The 14,343-nt window shown below is 39.9% G+C and carries 15 protein-coding genes; 9 read left to right on the plus strand and 6 right to left on the minus strand.

The window, feature by feature from the left end; all coding sequences use genetic code 11:
- Nucleotides 1-221: 221 nt before the first annotated feature.
- Complete coding sequence (locus K3T81_RS13935) at nt 222-671, minus strand: Lrp/AsnC family transcriptional regulator (RefSeq protein WP_238020584.1); 450 nt, start codon at nt 669-671, stop codon at nt 222-224.
- 156 nt (nt 672-827) lie between these two features.
- Here K3T81_RS13935 and ggt point away from each other — a divergent pair, with 156 nt between their 5' ends.
- The 3 genes from ggt (at nt 828) to K3T81_RS13950 (ending at nt 3,626) form a co-directional block, all read left to right on the plus strand.
- Nucleotides 828-2,441: a gamma-glutamyltransferase gene (gene ggt / locus K3T81_RS13940; RefSeq protein WP_238020585.1), complete on the plus strand. Its 1,614-nt coding sequence runs from the start codon at nt 828-830 to the stop codon at nt 2,439-2,441.
- 85 nt (nt 2,442-2,526) lie between these two features.
- Entirely contained in the window at nt 2,527-3,102 is a 576-nt protein-coding gene (locus K3T81_RS13945) for a chromate transporter (RefSeq protein ID WP_238020586.1), read from the plus strand.
- On the plus strand, nt 3,099-3,626 hold the full coding sequence (locus K3T81_RS13950; protein ID WP_036575376.1) for a chromate transporter: 528 nt from the start codon (nt 3,099-3,101) through the stop codon (nt 3,624-3,626). The genes K3T81_RS13945 and K3T81_RS13950 overlap by 4 nt, the downstream gene beginning before the upstream one ends.
- 46 nt (nt 3,627-3,672) lie before the next feature.
- Here the strand turns inward: K3T81_RS13950 and K3T81_RS13955 are convergent, their stop codons facing one another.
- On the minus strand, nt 3,673-4,458 hold the full coding sequence (locus K3T81_RS13955; RefSeq protein ID WP_238020587.1) for an HAD family hydrolase: 786 nt from the start codon (nt 4,456-4,458) through the stop codon (nt 3,673-3,675).
- 383 nt (nt 4,459-4,841) lie between these two features.
- Here K3T81_RS13955 and K3T81_RS13960 point away from each other — a divergent pair, with 383 nt between their 5' ends.
- Entirely contained in the window at nt 4,842-5,300 is a 459-nt protein-coding gene (locus K3T81_RS13960) for a hypothetical protein (RefSeq protein ID WP_238020588.1), read from the plus strand.
- Between the two features lie 304 nt (nt 5,301-5,604).
- Here K3T81_RS13960 and K3T81_RS13965 read toward each other — a convergent pair whose 3' ends face one another.
- Nucleotides 5,605-6,372 (minus strand): HAD-IIB family hydrolase, encoded by a 768-nt coding sequence (locus K3T81_RS13965; RefSeq protein ID WP_238020589.1) that lies wholly within the window; start codon nt 6,370-6,372, stop codon nt 5,605-5,607.
- Between the two features lie 89 nt (nt 6,373-6,461).
- On the opposite strand from K3T81_RS13965, the gene K3T81_RS13970 reads away from it, so the two are divergent.
- Both K3T81_RS13970 and K3T81_RS13975 read left to right on the plus strand, forming a co-directional pair.
- Nucleotides 6,462-7,160: a Crp/Fnr family transcriptional regulator gene (locus K3T81_RS13970; protein ID WP_238020590.1), complete on the plus strand. Its 699-nt coding sequence runs from the start codon at nt 6,462-6,464 to the stop codon at nt 7,158-7,160.
- 159 nt (nt 7,161-7,319) lie between these two features.
- Complete coding sequence (locus tag K3T81_RS13975; RefSeq protein ID WP_238020591.1) at nt 7,320-7,817, plus strand: DUF2798 domain-containing protein; 498 nt, start codon at nt 7,320-7,322, stop codon at nt 7,815-7,817.
- Between the two features lie 127 nt (nt 7,818-7,944).
- Here the strand turns inward: K3T81_RS13975 and K3T81_RS13980 are convergent, their stop codons facing one another.
- Nucleotides 7,945-9,642, minus strand: a complete 1,698-nt coding sequence (locus tag K3T81_RS13980; protein WP_238020592.1) for a M3 family oligoendopeptidase — start codon at nt 9,640-9,642, stop codon at nt 7,945-7,947.
- Nucleotides 9,643-9,750: 108 nt separating this feature from the next.
- Between K3T81_RS13980 and K3T81_RS13985 the strand changes: the two genes are divergently transcribed.
- Nucleotides 9,751-9,945, plus strand: coding sequence for a YwbE family protein (locus K3T81_RS13985; RefSeq protein ID WP_182858811.1), 195 nt, complete (start codon nt 9,751-9,753; stop codon nt 9,943-9,945).
- 100 nt (nt 9,946-10,045) lie between these two features.
- Nucleotides 10,046-10,330, plus strand: coding sequence for a hypothetical protein (locus K3T81_RS13990; RefSeq protein WP_106897455.1), 285 nt, complete (start codon nt 10,046-10,048; stop codon nt 10,328-10,330).
- A 346-nt stretch (nt 10,331-10,676) separates the two neighbouring features.
- Here K3T81_RS13990 and K3T81_RS13995 read toward each other — a convergent pair whose 3' ends face one another.
- Nucleotides 10,677-11,531, minus strand: coding sequence for a CvfB family protein (locus K3T81_RS13995; RefSeq protein WP_119577441.1), 855 nt, complete (start codon nt 11,529-11,531; stop codon nt 10,677-10,679).
- Nucleotides 11,532-12,110: 579 nt separating this feature from the next.
- On the opposite strand from K3T81_RS13995, the gene K3T81_RS14000 reads away from it, so the two are divergent.
- Nucleotides 12,111-13,553, plus strand: coding sequence for a serine hydrolase domain-containing protein (locus K3T81_RS14000; RefSeq protein ID WP_238020593.1), 1,443 nt, complete (start codon nt 12,111-12,113; stop codon nt 13,551-13,553).
- Between the two features lie 114 nt (nt 13,554-13,667).
- Here K3T81_RS14000 and K3T81_RS14005 read toward each other — a convergent pair whose 3' ends face one another.
- Complete coding sequence (locus tag K3T81_RS14005) at nt 13,668-14,333, minus strand: ABC-2 transporter permease (RefSeq protein ID WP_238020594.1); 666 nt, start codon at nt 14,331-14,333, stop codon at nt 13,668-13,670.
- Nucleotides 14,334-14,343: the final 10 nt, after the last annotated feature.

Below are 14,343 nucleotides of genomic sequence, written 5' to 3' on the forward strand. Positions count from 1 at the left end.
GTGAGAGCGAAGCCAAGTCGCGCACCAGTACAAGAAAGTCGCGCGTCAGCCATGAAAAGTCGCGCGCCAGCCAGGGAAGTCGCGCGAGAGGCATGAAAAGTCGCGCGCCAGCAAGGAAAGTCGCGCGAGAGGCATGAAAAGTTGCGCGCCAGCAAGGAAAGTCGCGCGCTAGCCAGAGAAAGTCGCGCCCGCACCATTCTCGAGCATCAACTCCACCAACTCTAAAGCTTAAACCCAGTTCGGCTCTTAAATCGCTTCAAGATAACAGAGCTCTCAACCCGGGTAATGCCTGTAACGGCGTATAGCTCTTCATTAATAAACACTTCTAACTTTTGAAAGTCTTCCACTAGGACGTGCATGTGTAAGGTGCTAGGCCCAGTCATTTGGTAAATGCTTGCAACGTGTGGATTATCCGCTAGATTTTGTGCGACTTGCTGCAGCTGTTTGGGCTCCACATCTACTTCAAAGAAGGCAGAAACGTTCTTACCAAATTTTTCTGAGTTTATGACGACAGTAAATTTTTCAATGACGCCTTTGTCTTTCAAATTTTGAATACGGTCCTTAACAGCTACACGGGAGAGGCCGACCTTTTCTGCCAGTTCGACATAGGATAACCTGCCGTCTTCAGTTAGTTCCTCCAAAAGCTTTCTATCAATATCATCATGTTTCATCATTGAACCTCCATTGCATCACATTATGAAAGTATATGTCAAAATCATAAATCTAAATGTAAGTATAACCATATTATCACCTTCTTATTGTGTTGACAAATCGCTGTACATTACGTATGATGTTTTTATAATTCAGACAACGAAGGAGCGAAAAAAATGGATTCATTCACAAACCCATCCTACCCGTATCCTGTTACAAGGCATGCGACATATGCAAAGAACGGAATGGTGGCAACATCACAGCCTCTTGCTTCACAGGCTGGATTAGAAATATTAAAAAAAGGCGGTAATGCCATTGATGCAGCAATTGCCACTGCAGCATGTCTCACTGTTGTAGAACCTACTTCAAACGGAATAGGCGGAGATGCATTTGCCCTTGTTTGGACAAAAGGGAAGCTACACGGACTGAATGCCAGTGGGCGTTCGCCACAAAATATTTCAATTGATGCAGTAAAAGAGAAGGGGCATGAAACAGTCCCTACACATGGTTGGATTCCTGTTACAGTACCTGGTGCTCCAGGCGCATGGGCAGAGCTATCAGAGCGATTTGGTAAGCTACCTTTAACCGAGGTTCTAGAACCAGCCATCACGTACGCTGAAGAAGGCTTTCCAATATCGCCAACTTTAGGAAAGTTTTGGGCCCGTGGATATGAAGTTTTTAAAGAAAGATTAACGGATGAAGTATTTGAGAACTGGTTCAAAACTTTTGCGCCTAAAGGCCGTGCTCCAAAAATAGGAGAGATCTGGTCTTCACCTGATCACGCCCAAACGCTTCGTGCGATTGCAGAAACTAAAGGTGCATCTTTTTACAAGGGAGAGCTTGCCGAGAAAATTGCAGCTTTTTCTGAGGAAAATGGAGGCTTTTTAACAGCAGACGACCTAGCTGCATATAAACCAGATTGGGTAGATCCAATTCGAGTGAATTATCGAGGCTATGATGTATGGGAAATCCCACCAAATGGCCAGGGAATTATTGCCCTGCAAGCACTAAATATACTTAAAGGTTTTACCTTTAACGAAAAAGAATCTGTAGATACATATCACAAACAAATTGAAGCAATCAAATTGGCTTTTACTGATGGTCAAAAACATGTGACAGAAGAGGATGCTATGCAACATACTACAGCAGACATTCTAAGTGAAGCTTATGCGGAAACACGCAGGAAGCTCATTACAGATAAAGCACTGTTACCTGAAGCGGGGGAGCCGAACAGTAGCGGTACTGTTTACTTAGCAACAGCAGATGCGGAAGGAAATATGGTTTCCTTTATACAAAGTAATTATATGGGCTTTGGTTCCGGCCTTGTGGTACCAGGAACGGGAATAGCACTGCAAAATCGCGGGCATAATTTTTCCATGGACCCTGACCATGTAAATGCATTGGCAGGTGGAAAACGCACGTACCACACAATTATTCCAGGCTTCCTAACGAAGGATGATTCGCCTGTTGGACCATTCGGTGTTATGGGTGGATTTATGCAGCCACAGGGCCATGTGCAAGTGATGATGAATACCATTGACTTTAATTTGAACCCACAGGCAGCCTTGGACGCACCTCGTTGGCAGTGGTTAAAGGAAAAGCAAGTGGAGGTCGAAAATCGCTTCCCGCACCATCTCGCACAAGGGCTGGCAGATAAGGGACACAGAATACACATACAGCTTGAGCCAAATAGCTTTGGAAGAGGGCAAATCATTTGGCGTGATCCGGAGACCGGTATTTTAATCGGCGGTACAGAATCACGTACAGACGGCAGTGTTTCCGCCTGGTAAGCATAAAATGCGAAAGGGACTGGGAGTAAACCAGGCCTGACAAAAGAGAAACGTAACTTTATTATGTTGAAAAGGTTCGTGACGTATGAAAACACATTGGAATTTATTTATAGCTTTCTTTCGAGTGGGGATTCTTGGGTATGGTGGCGGACCTGCTTCCATTCCCTTAATCCAAAAGGAAGTAATTGAGAAATATAAGTGGATGGATAATGAAGAGTTTGGTGATCTGCTTGCATTGGGAAATACACTACCTGGACCAATTGCTACAAAATTGGCAGGCTATATTGGCTACCGGGTATCAGGAGTTTGGGGCATGCTAAATGCAGTGGTGGCGACTATAGTGCCGACGATTATTCTCATGATCATATTACTTGGCTCGCTTTCCTCCATTAAAGGCTATGATTGGGTGCAGGGAATGACAGCAGCGGTCATCCCTGTTGTAGGTATGATGCTAGCAGTTCTCACCTGGCAGTTTATTGCGAAATCAGGCAGTGGGCTGGGTTGGGTGAAAACGGCGATCATGGTAGTTATCCTATTTGTACTTATTCAGGTCGTTGGCTTGCACCCTGGTATTATCATTGCCTGCCTGCTTGCAATTGCCTTGCTTATAAAAGATAAACCGAAACAAAACAGTGGTGCGAAGGAGCGTGATCCTTCATGATCTACTGGGAAATTTTTATTGCCTTTTTCATACCAGGTATCCTAGGGTATGGTGGCGGACCTGCATCTATTCCACTCGTTGAAAATGAAGTGGTCGGTCGTTTTGCATGGATGAGTGTTCAGGAATTCAGTGAAATGCTCGCCCTTGCGAATGCATTACCAGGGCCGATTGCTACGAAACTTGCCGGCTATATTGGCTATGATGTAGGGGGGATACTAGGTGCCGTAGTGGGCGTTTTTGCAGCTGTTGCACCATCACTAATTTTAATGATCCTACTATTGCGCATCCTTTTTAAATACAAGGATTCCCCAAAGGTAAAAAGGCTTACCTTATTTGTGAGACCAGTTATCGCGATTTTACTAGGGGTCATGGCTTGGCGTTTTTTCTTCGAATCGTATGAAGGAGTCGGCATTTGGCAGACTGTATTTTTGACTGGAGCTAGCTATATCCTGATCGAACGACTTAAAGTTCATCCGGCATTTGTTATTGCTGGGGCACTGATATATGGTGGTTTTCTGCTATAGAAAAGTAAAACGGGGCGAGTGTCAATGATGACACAGCCCCGTTTTGTTATTTCAGCAATCCAAGTTGTTTTAGTCCGTTTGCAATTCCTGATTCCGTTACCGTGGTAGTTTGATGTTTCGAATAGGGTAGAAGTTCTGGCGCACAATTTCCCATTGCGAAACCTTCACCAACCGCTTGGAGCATTTCTTTATCGTTCATCCCATCCCCAAATGCAATGGTCTGTTCTTTTTTTATATTTAAGCGGTCCATAATACGTTGTACTGCAACACCTTTGTTAACACTTTTTCGAATAATATCATAGCCATGCTTAACTTCTTCCACATTAACTTGGGACAAGTGGATATCTGCTTCTTCCTCATATAATGCTACATCTTCAGGTTTCAAATTCATGACCGTAGCACCAAGGATGCCACTTACTACGTCTTCTGTTAGAGCTTCATTCCATTTCAAATTAAAAATATCGATGAATTGCTGCACCTTTGGATGGGTTAAAGATGTAAAGTAATTTTTCTCGGACGTATAGCAAACAAGCTCATGATTATGCTCTTTTGCTAGTCTAATGAATTCCTTTATTGTACTTTCTTTTAAAGGTTCATTGATGATAATTTCATCTTGGTATATTCCAAAAGCACCGTTATACCCAACAAAAGATTGTACGTCTAATTCTTCTGCAAGCTCTCTTACTTCATGGAGTGGTCTTCCTGTTGCCAGAAATACTTCCACCCCTTGTTTTTTTACTTCTGCAATTGCTTCTTTAGTAGATGCACTGTATGTGTGATCTGGTTTTAAAATGGTTCCATCGATATCGAGGAATAATAGTTTATATGTCATCTGGCTCTCCTTCTTCTATACATGTTTATCTCGGTGCAACCGTCCGTAAAACTCCTAGGTAAAACAGAGATGTTTTAAGTGTGAATAAACGGACGCTAACAACCCGATTCGTTCAACTAACAATCATTGGGGGAAGAATGAAAATCCCCACTGATTAAAGTTTTACTTTATATAGGAAATTCTACCATAGTTTTTCATATAGGTGAGGAAATTAAACATCTCCAATTCCAACATAACGATTATACTGGAGAGGTAGAGAAACTAAATCACATTTTTACTTATTCTTTTAACTAATGTTCAATAGAGTGAAACTTTCTCCTGTTTTCGTTCGTATATAAAGCAATAAAACTATTTTGTATATTAAGAAAAATGGGGCGATCATGATGAAAAAGCGATTCATTTTAATATCACTCTTTCTTGTACTTTTACTTTCAGCTTGTAACGGTAACGACGAATTAGCTGGAAAAACCTTTAAACTTGGTTATCCATCGCTGGATCCAAACATGTCAACAGAGGGGGATGCTGATGATCCTGATAAATATGCGTCTCTTTTGACAGTAGAATTTTTAGATGGAAATACGTTCACGAGCTCTATTCAAAACGGAGAGGGAACATATGAACTAAATGACAATGTACTTTTGCTTCATTTTAAAAATGACAATGAAATATTAAAACTAAGCTTTAAAGTTAAAGAAAGTGAGAAAGAGTTCAGTACGTACGCAGCAGAAATTAGTGATGCTGATTTTGAAATGACGAATACGGATGCAGTAAGTCATTTTAAAAATCTATTTTCTGCATTAAATAACGATACTTATGTTGAATTTATTGAAGTAAAAGAGTGATAAAGTATTGTTGTAATTAAAAGTGGAACGAATTATAAAAAGCTTAGAGGAAAAACTTCTCTAAGCTTTTTCTAGTGTGATTTTAAATGTGAATTACGGTGATAATCCCCAAAGAATAAAAGAAAGTAACTTTATTTACATGAATTGGTTATATGTTTATCCCGGAGCAACCGTCCGTAAGACTCCCACTTCAAAACATGAAGTGAAACAGTTAGTTTTAAGTGGGAGTAACGGACGCTAACACCCCGATTCGTTCAACTAACAATCAGTGGGGGAAGAATAAAAACCCCCACTGATTGAAGTTTCACTTTATCGATGTCTGCTTCTCACTTAATTCTTGTAGTTTTTTCGGCAACAGGCTTTCGATCTCTGGCACCAACAGGCTTTCCGATGCAAACGGGGCTAGTTGCGTATTTTCGCCAACCATTACGGTATGTAAAGCATGTTGGAACATCGTAATGTCATTCACATCATTCCCAAATGCAATGTACTCCCCGTCCTCTAGTCCCAGCTGTTGCAATCCACGCCACTTATTAACACCACTAGGACTAATATCTAAAATTCCTTCATTTCCATGTTTGTTAACCACCACATCTAACAAGTTCAACTTTTCTTCCATAGTCTCTATATCTGCAGACGCGAACAATAAAATCTTTACAATAGATAGTAGCTGATTTAAAGGAACGTTTTCTGCACGGTTTTGTGTATCTAAATTTTTTAAGATGGAATGGTTAGCAGGTCCTGTATAAGCGTAATCCCACTCTCCATCTATTAAGTAACTAACCTGGTTAATGTTAATAATGGCTAGAATTTCAGCAAGTGTTTCTTCGCTAAACGACACGGCTGAAAGGATTTCTCCGTTTCTGGCAACGAGCGAACCATTACCACCGACCATAGGGTAGTGATGAAAACGTACAGGTAAGACGGGGAGAATATCTCGAATTGGTCTTGCGGAAGCAAAAATCACCTCATGCCCTTGTTCTACTAATTTCTCCAATGCAACCAAAAGGGTCTCTGAAACAGGCTGTCCCTTAAAGCAAATGGTTCCATCCAAATCAAATACATATTTCATAAAATTTTCCCCCATAATCATGTTAATGTTTCCATCATATCAGGTTGTATTATAATGGAAAGGACATATGTCCTGAAAAGGGGTTTACAATGAAAAATATTCAAGACGAAAAGCTACTGCAAACAGCCTTACAAAAATATGAGCTAGACAAAATAGTGGACCTGGAAAAAAAACCACCGTTTTCTCTCCAATATTATGACGCTAATGAAGTCATTTTGCATGAAGGTACAGAACTGGAATCACTACTATTTTTAGTGGATGGAAAAGTGAAAGTAACCTCGAGTGTCGCTACAGGAAAATCACTGCTTTTGCGATTTGTTCAGCCATTTTCTGTTATTGGCGACATTGAACTCATTCGAAACGTATCTGTTCAATCACAGATCAAGGCAGTGGAGAAAAGCCTGCTAATTGGCTTACCACGGGACTATATAAAAAAGTATGAACAGGACAACCCGAAGCTTCTGCACTTATTATTAGATCATGTAGCTTACAAGCTACAAACCTGTACGACAGCTTCGCGTGTGAATTTATTAGCATCTGTGGAAAATAGATTTGCGAGTTATCTTTTGTCCACCCTAGCTGCTGATGCAGATCATCCCTTTGGTTTAGAATTGAAGACTACAAATCTGCAAGAAATAGCCGGGTTACTTGGTACAACCTATCGCCATCTTAACCGAGTAGTTCATTCTCTTATTGAAAGGGAGATTATCACAAAAGACAGGCATTTTATTCAAATACAAGATTGGTCACTTCTAGAGAAATTGTCCAATGATATACGTTATGAATGAGACAGGCAAACATCACTTCTCTTGGTAATATAAAACTGTCACAAAATGTTCACTTATGAAGAAATTTTAAAACCTATATAATAACGAAGTGTTCTTGGCAAAGCGTAGCGTTTCTGGAGCGTGAACCTAGACATTTTATAGAGAAAGGATGAGGAAAGAATGCCGACAACAAAAAAAGAAAGCTTCTATTTTGGTTTAATGATGTGTTCTGGGATGGTTATTGTGATGACCTTTTATAATTTATTTTTACAGGAATTGTTTGGCGTCATACCCGTGACTGGAATTATTATAAATCTTCTATTAGGATTTATTGTTGCATTTAGTTCAGATTTATTTATTGTGGGGCCTGTTGCGCGGAAAATCGCATTTTCACTACCTATCAAACAAGACAAACCCATTTATAAAATCTTAACGATGACTATCTTGATGGTGCTTGGAATGGTGTTATGCATGTCGCTTTACGGGTTAATAACGGCGGCGGTCATGGACAGCTTAGGTGAAACATCCTTATGGGAAAGCTATGCTTCGATCGCTTTAAAGAATTTGATCATGGCGTTACCGTTACAGCTTATCATTATGGGACCGATCGTACGTTATGTATTCACGAAATTTGTTAAGCAAAATCCAGCTGTAAATATGACAGGAACGGTGAATTAATAAATATGGAAGGGGAAGCTTTTTACGTGCTGTCTGTACGTTAATAGGTTTTTCAAAAATAACTAGAGCCGGATGGATAGAAAATAACCATTCGGCTCTTGCTTAACTATTTTATAATGTTCGTGTCTTATAACGCTTTATCGTCCACACTTTCAAGCCATTCCTCGATAACCGCCACCGTATCTTCCACTGTACCTTGCTCAAATGGTGATCTTAGGTTGGCAGCTTCGACGAGACCAAGGAAAGATTTAGATCCACCAAGTTTACAAAGATGTAGGTAATCTCCCCATGCCTTCTCTTGGTCTTCTCTAGATTTTTTCCAGAACTGGAATGCACAAATTTGTGCCAATGTGTAATCAATATAATAGAATGGAACATCATAGATATGGCCTTGACGTTGCCAATAGCTACCAGCTTCCAAATAAGCATTTCCATCATAGTCAATGTGTGGAAGGTATGTTTCCTCTAGCTTTTTCCAAGCCTGCTTGCGCTCATCTGGTGTCCACTCTGGGTTCTCATAAACAAGGTGCTGGAATTCATCTACAGCAACACCATATGGAATAAAGTGTAGTCCACTTGCCAGGTGTGCATATTTATATTTTTCCGTATCCTCTTTGAAAAATAACTCCATCCATGGCCATGTAAAGAATTCCATGCTCATGGAGTGGATTTCCGCTGATTCATATGTTGGGAACAAATACTCTGGCACTCCGATATTTCTGCTGGAATACGCTTGGAATGCATGGCCTGCTTCATGTGTCAGGACATCGATATCACCAGATGTGCCATTAAAATTAGCAAAGATAAATGGTGCTTGGTAGTCCTCGATTAAGGTACAATATCCACCAGCTTCTTTTCCTTTTTTCGCCTCTAGATCCATCAAATTACGATCAAGCATGAATTGGAAAAACTCATTGGTTTCATCAGATAATTCCTTGTACATTTGTTTCCCGTTTTCGATGATCCATTCAGGAGACCCTTTTGGTGTGGCATTCCCTGTCTTAAAGTCAAAATTAACATCGTAGAATTTCAGCTTATCTACTCCGATTCGCTCGGCCTGCTTTTTATAAAGCTTAGAAGCAAGTGGTACGATGACATCTCGAACTTGTTTACGGAAGACGTCTACCATTTCTGCATTATAATCAATGCGCTGCATCCGTACATAGCCAAGTTCAACAAAGTTCTTATAACCTAATTTTACCGCGATTTCGTGACGTACTTTTACTAATTTGTCATAAATCTCATCAAATTTATCGGCGTGTTCTGAAAAGAAACCAGCACTCGCATTCATTGCTTCTTTACGTACAGCGCGATCTTTATGCTCTGCAAAAGGACCCAGCTGTGCTAAGGTATACGTTCCACCTTGGAATTCTACTTCCGCAGATGCGACAAGCTTGGAATAGCTGGATGATAGTTTGTTTTCCTCCTGCAATAGATTCATAACTTCAGGTGAGAAGGATTTAATTTGGTAGTCGGCAATTTGGAATAGCTGAGAACCCCATTGGTTTTCCAACTCTTCTCGGTAAGGGGAGGAGACCAATTCTTTATAGAAAGCTGTTGCCATTTCAGATATCTCTGGACTTACCTCGTCAAAAAAGTCCCGCTCTTTTTGATAGTAAGCATCATTTGTATCAATCGAAGCACGTATGTAGACAAGATTGAACATGGTAGCTAATGTATTTCTTCTCTTATTAATTGCTTCGATCGCTTCTGTAGCTTCCTTATAGGAAGAAGCTTCTTTGAATTTGTTTAATAACGCGTTGAATTTCTCTTTTTCTGCTGGCATATCTGGTCGCTCATAAGTGTAATTTTCAAAAGTTTGCATGATGACCCTCCTTTATCCTATTAATATTCGACATAAAAGGGGAGAATCCTTTTTCTCTAAATAAAATTATTATATAATGGAGCGAAGTCAGTAGGAGGAGCTATTAAAATGCAAATAGATGGAAGACATCGTAAAAATATATACCCAGGACTTGAAGTTGAGGTCATTTTAAAGAAGGATCAAAGATCAGGAAATCGAACCGCAGGGATTGTAAAAGATTTATTAACAAAATCCTCGTTTCATCCACATGGCATAAAGGTTCGCTTAGAAGATGGACAGGTAGGAAGAGTAGTGTATGATTAAGAAAGATAGTTAACTAGACTATCTTTCCGGCAATTGACTTTCCAACTGTTCACTTGTAGACTGTAAGTAGTTTACTATACATAAATCATGGGGTGAAAAGATGATAGAAACTGTTCTAACTATTGGAGGCGTCACGGCTGCAATCCTTGTCGCGATTAGTTTGTTTATTTCTAAAGCGGTATCAAAAGATAAATATATTGGATATTTCCCAAGTTTTATTGTTGCACTTGCTGGTGGGGTATTTATCGTGCTAGCCGCACTTGCTGGTAAAGCAGACATTATGGGACTAGGCTATGGTGGATGGGGAATCGCATTCTTATTTGCAGCAGCAGCTGGCATCCTTATCACAACTATACTAGATTCGTCTGCAAACGCAGAGGCATAGAAAATGATCGCACCAAGGAACCTGTAGAGGAGCAATGCTTTTCTACGGTTTTTTTTATAGAAGAAAACCAGTTTGATATCCCGATACTAAATGGAAGAGGGGCTATAGGGATGAAGAAAATTGCCTTCTAGCTATTCTTAAAGCATTACATCGGATTCGTGTTGATCTTACTGTTAATTACTTTCCTCCTCGGGTCTTCTAATGCCACATCAGTACCTTTCCTCGTAACAGTAGCACTGCCGATAACCGCAGTGATGCTTTTTACTGGATGGGATGAAAAGTTAAAGAAATACTTGCCTTAGAATAATAAAATCCACCTGCAATAGAGCTAGGTGGATTTTCTACATTATTTTAAATACGTACTACCGTCACGCTGTTCAACTTTTCCTTCTTTCATAAGCTTTCCAAGCGCCCGCTTAAATGCTGCTTTACTTATTTGGAAGGTTCCACGAATATCTTCTGGATCACTTTTATCACCAAATGGAATGACGCCACCACTTAGCTCAAGACGCTCCATAATTGCATCCGCATCTTCGCCCATGCTATCTTGCTTTAACGGGCGAAGCGAAACATTTAATGTGCCATCAGGTCTTACTTCAATAACACGACCGGTTACAAACTCACCTAGGCGCGGCTCTGTTTTTCGTTCTGTGTAATGGATAAATCCACGGTAATCTTCAGTTGTTAGGAAAGCTGCTCCTTCTCTGCTTGTATGATACACCGTTCCCGAAACCTGTTGGTTTAACAATTCGTCGGGAGCAAGCTCCACTTCACGAGCAATCACACCTTCTGTTGCAGGGATGGCAAGTAATCTGTCTCTTTGGTCTTTGCCAAGTGTAACAAAAAGCTTGTCTCCTTTTTCGGGCCAGACGGATTCAAACAGGGGGAGATCATCTTTGGAAACAAGTATTTCCTTTGTTGTACCAATGTTAACGAAAGCTCCAAGATTAGCAAGCACTTCTACCACTTCAGCCCAGCCATACTCATCCATTTGAATAGAAGGGAGTTTTGTTGTAGCTATCGTGTTTCCTTTTTTATCCTGGTAAAGGAAGACCTCTACTTCTTGGTCAACTTCAAGCTCTGTTTCCGTTTCATTGTGGTGCAGCAATGCTTCTTCTAGATCTTTTTGCAGGACATAACCCGTATCAATTTTTCGAAGTACTACCATTGTTTGGATAGTACCTATAGGTAAATCACTCATTAGCAAACCTTCTTTCATTTTATGTAAGATTGGAAAAGGGGTACTCACTAGTAAGAGTACCCCTTTGATTTACAAAGTAACACATAAGATTTAAATTTTTATTAACCCCGAATAGATCGGGTGGGAAATTCTTTTTATAACCTCGGAAAACATACGATTTCCAGGCGTATTTAGGCTACAAGCCATATATTCTTCCTTTATAATTCGAAAACCTTTATGAGGTTTTTTAGAATTTCACTTAACCGCGGTACGTGTTCCACTGGGTGTTCTCTAACTTAAGCAACATAAGCCCTACCTGCTCTTATGTCCTTGCGACCCCTTAGTCGCGCCAGTGTGAATAAGCATCTTCGATAAACATTGTAGAATGCCAGATCACTTATCTGTTACTTCTTTACTACCAACGTTTATAATCTCATATATGTTGTGCATTGTCAAGAATAATTTCGAATGTAATACAACAAATGGAAATATCGGTCTGAGGTCGTAGATCATTCCAAACTTTCGGCGGGCGCATAAACGACAAAATACAATTAGAGTGTAACTACAGGCAATAAAAAAATAGAGAGCAGGGATTACTTTATGAAACAAACTACAGAGATCCGCGAATTTGAACGATATACTGATGACATTTTGAAAAGATACAACGTACCTGGGTTTGCAATGGGAATAGCCGAATATGGTGAATTGGGTTATAAGAAAGAGTTTGGATTCCGGGACAGTGAAGCGAAGCTACCGTTATCTTTGGATACTGTCTTTGGGGTAGGCTCTATAACGAAAGCCATTACAGCAATTGCTATTCTTCAGTTACAGGAGAAAGGGAAGCTTAACGTACATGACCCTGTCAGCAACTATTTACCTGAATTTAAACTCTCTAATGAAGAACAATCTAATAAAATAATGATTCACCACTTTTTGACACACTCATCAGGCCTTCCACCATTAGCCACGTTAATGGGCGCAGTAAAGAAAAGTATGGAAAGTGATCCAACTTTTAAAGTAGATCCAGAGCAAGGGAATCCATTGGATGCGATTCAAACTATAGATACACATGGGGATTTACTGGATGCTATTACTAAAACTGAATTCACATTACTAGGGGAACCAGGAACAGAATTCAGTTATTCCAATGACGGATATGCTCATTTAGGTGCAATTATAGAAACGGTTAGTGGTATGTCGTACGAACAATATGTGCAAGAAAATATTTTCAACCCTGCTGGTATGCACCATAGTGTTTTTCAATATGAGGACTTGAAGGGATATGAAGATATAGCCGTCTTATATGCCTTGGAAACTAATGAGGATGAAAAAATGATAGCGAGGTCCAATCATCCATGGGATGCGCCAGCAATGCGTGCGGCAGGTTTTATAAAGTCGACAGTGAATGATATGCTCAAATTTATGGAAATCATACGGAATGAAGGAAAAGTTGGAAGTGCAAGAATCCTATCCGCTGAAAGTGTGAAGGTTATGACGACGCCGTACATGCAATGCTCACATGACACTTATTACGGATATGGTGTCATGATTATTCCAGATTTCTTTGGATATAAGCTCATTCACCATGGGGGTGATATAAAAGGGGTAACAGCTCAAATGGGTATTCTTCCAGAACGCGGATTAACCGGAATATCGCTTGCAAATCTTGCAGAAGCCCCGTCTTCCAAACTTTTATTTAGTGGATTTGCTAGTTACTTAGGAAAGCCTGCTGATGCTTCACACTTAGATGTCGAGATTGTCGACATACCACGTGAAAACTTAAAAGAGTTTGAAGGAACTTTCATGGCAAACGATGGCATGACAAGCACGTTTTATTTAGAAAATGGTGAGTTGTATGTGGCAATTCCTGGCTTTGTTACTAAAGTACTTAAACCAATTGGGAATGACCAGTTTTTAACATCCATGAGGGACCAGGATACCACCATTCGTTTTAGAAGAAATGAGAATAGAAATATTCATCGGGTTGAAGTTGCATTCCGACAAATTTCAAAGGTAGAGGAAGGTAATGAATCGATGAATTAGACTCCTACTTTTTGAAAAACAGAAACAGCCGAGGAACCAGTAATTACAAGGTTCTAGGCTGTTTTTAATTCTATTTATAAAATTAACACATAATCTCTCGAGAACAAATTGCTTTCAAGAAACCTTAGCTTTTTTTACAAACAACAGTTCGGAAAGCTTTAAAGAAAGATAAAAAAGGATAGCTGTTACCAAGCTAAGTGATATATATGGCTGGAAAGGAATGTACTTTTCCACGAGCAACACAAACCCCGGGTCAAGGTCATTAAAGATGATTTCACGCTCCATTCCTAAAACATTTGTTAAAGGTGGGAGGGAGAAAATAATGGAGAAAAAATATAAAAATGCAAGCCCTCCAGTAGCCATTAGGAAGGAAGTAAGACCATAATATATTGGGATAGCCACTGCTTCTATCAATGCAGCCATACATAAAAGTACCAGCATATCCTTCCAGCTATAAATATAGTAGTTATTCTCAAATAAGAGACTAAGGACCTTTCCCCATAGTCCTTGATAAAAGATAAAGAATATACTTACCAATAAAATAGAAACGTATCTACCTTGCACAATGGATGCTCTCTTAACAGGTAAACTAGACATATAGAGCCTACTTTTTGAACGCTGGTCTGTAAAAAACAAGCCGATCAGAATGGTCATAACATATACATTGAAAACAAAGAATGACGGAAGCATAACAGCATAGAACAGCGGTATGGTTAGGAGAACAGTAAGCAATGTTCCCCAAGTGGGCATAATCAGGTCGTATTTCACAAAGTGTAGCATGATAATCCTC

The organism is Oceanobacillus jordanicus (assembly GCF_022095695.1).
Classification (GTDB): domain Bacteria; phylum Bacillota; class Bacilli; order Bacillales; family Amphibacillaceae; genus Oceanobacillus_B; species Oceanobacillus_B jordanicus.

Coding starts and splice junctions, on each gene's coding strand:
- K3T81_RS13990 (WP_106897455.1), top strand. CDS start 10,046: ATGATAGAAACTGTTCTAACTATTGGAGGCGTCACGGCTGCAATCCTT.
- K3T81_RS13975 (WP_238020591.1), top strand. CDS start 7,320: ATGCCGACAACAAAAAAAGAAAGCTTCTATTTTGGTTTAATGATGTGT.
- K3T81_RS14005 (WP_238020594.1), bottom strand. CDS start 14,333: ATGCTACACTTTGTGAAATACGACCTGATTATGCCCACTTGGGGAACA.
- K3T81_RS13970 (WP_238020590.1), top strand. CDS start 6,462: ATGAAAAATATTCAAGACGAAAAGCTACTGCAAACAGCCTTACAAAAA.
- K3T81_RS13950 (WP_036575376.1), top strand. CDS start 3,099: ATGATCTACTGGGAAATTTTTATTGCCTTTTTCATACCAGGTATCCTA.
- K3T81_RS13995 (WP_119577441.1), bottom strand. CDS start 11,531: ATGAGTGATTTACCTATAGGTACTATCCAAACAATGGTAGTACTTCGA.
- K3T81_RS13985 (WP_182858811.1), top strand. CDS start 9,751: ATGCAAATAGATGGAAGACATCGTAAAAATATATACCCAGGACTTGAA.
- K3T81_RS14000 (WP_238020593.1), top strand. CDS start 12,111: ATGAAACAAACTACAGAGATCCGCGAATTTGAACGATATACTGATGAC.
- K3T81_RS13980 (WP_238020592.1), bottom strand. CDS start 9,642: ATGCAAACTTTTGAAAATTACACTTATGAGCGACCAGATATGCCAGCA.
- ggt (WP_238020585.1), top strand. CDS start 828: ATGGATTCATTCACAAACCCATCCTACCCGTATCCTGTTACAAGGCAT.
- K3T81_RS13960 (WP_238020588.1), top strand. CDS start 4,842: ATGAAAAAGCGATTCATTTTAATATCACTCTTTCTTGTACTTTTACTT.
- K3T81_RS13965 (WP_238020589.1), bottom strand. CDS start 6,372: ATGAAATATGTATTTGATTTGGATGGAACCATTTGCTTTAAGGGACAG.
- K3T81_RS13945 (WP_238020586.1), top strand. CDS start 2,527: ATGAAAACACATTGGAATTTATTTATAGCTTTCTTTCGAGTGGGGATT.
- K3T81_RS13935 (WP_238020584.1), bottom strand. CDS start 671: ATGAAACATGATGATATTGATAGAAAGCTTTTGGAGGAACTAACTGAA.
- K3T81_RS13955 (WP_238020587.1), bottom strand. CDS start 4,458: ATGACATATAAACTATTATTCCTCGATATCGATGGAACCATTTTAAAA.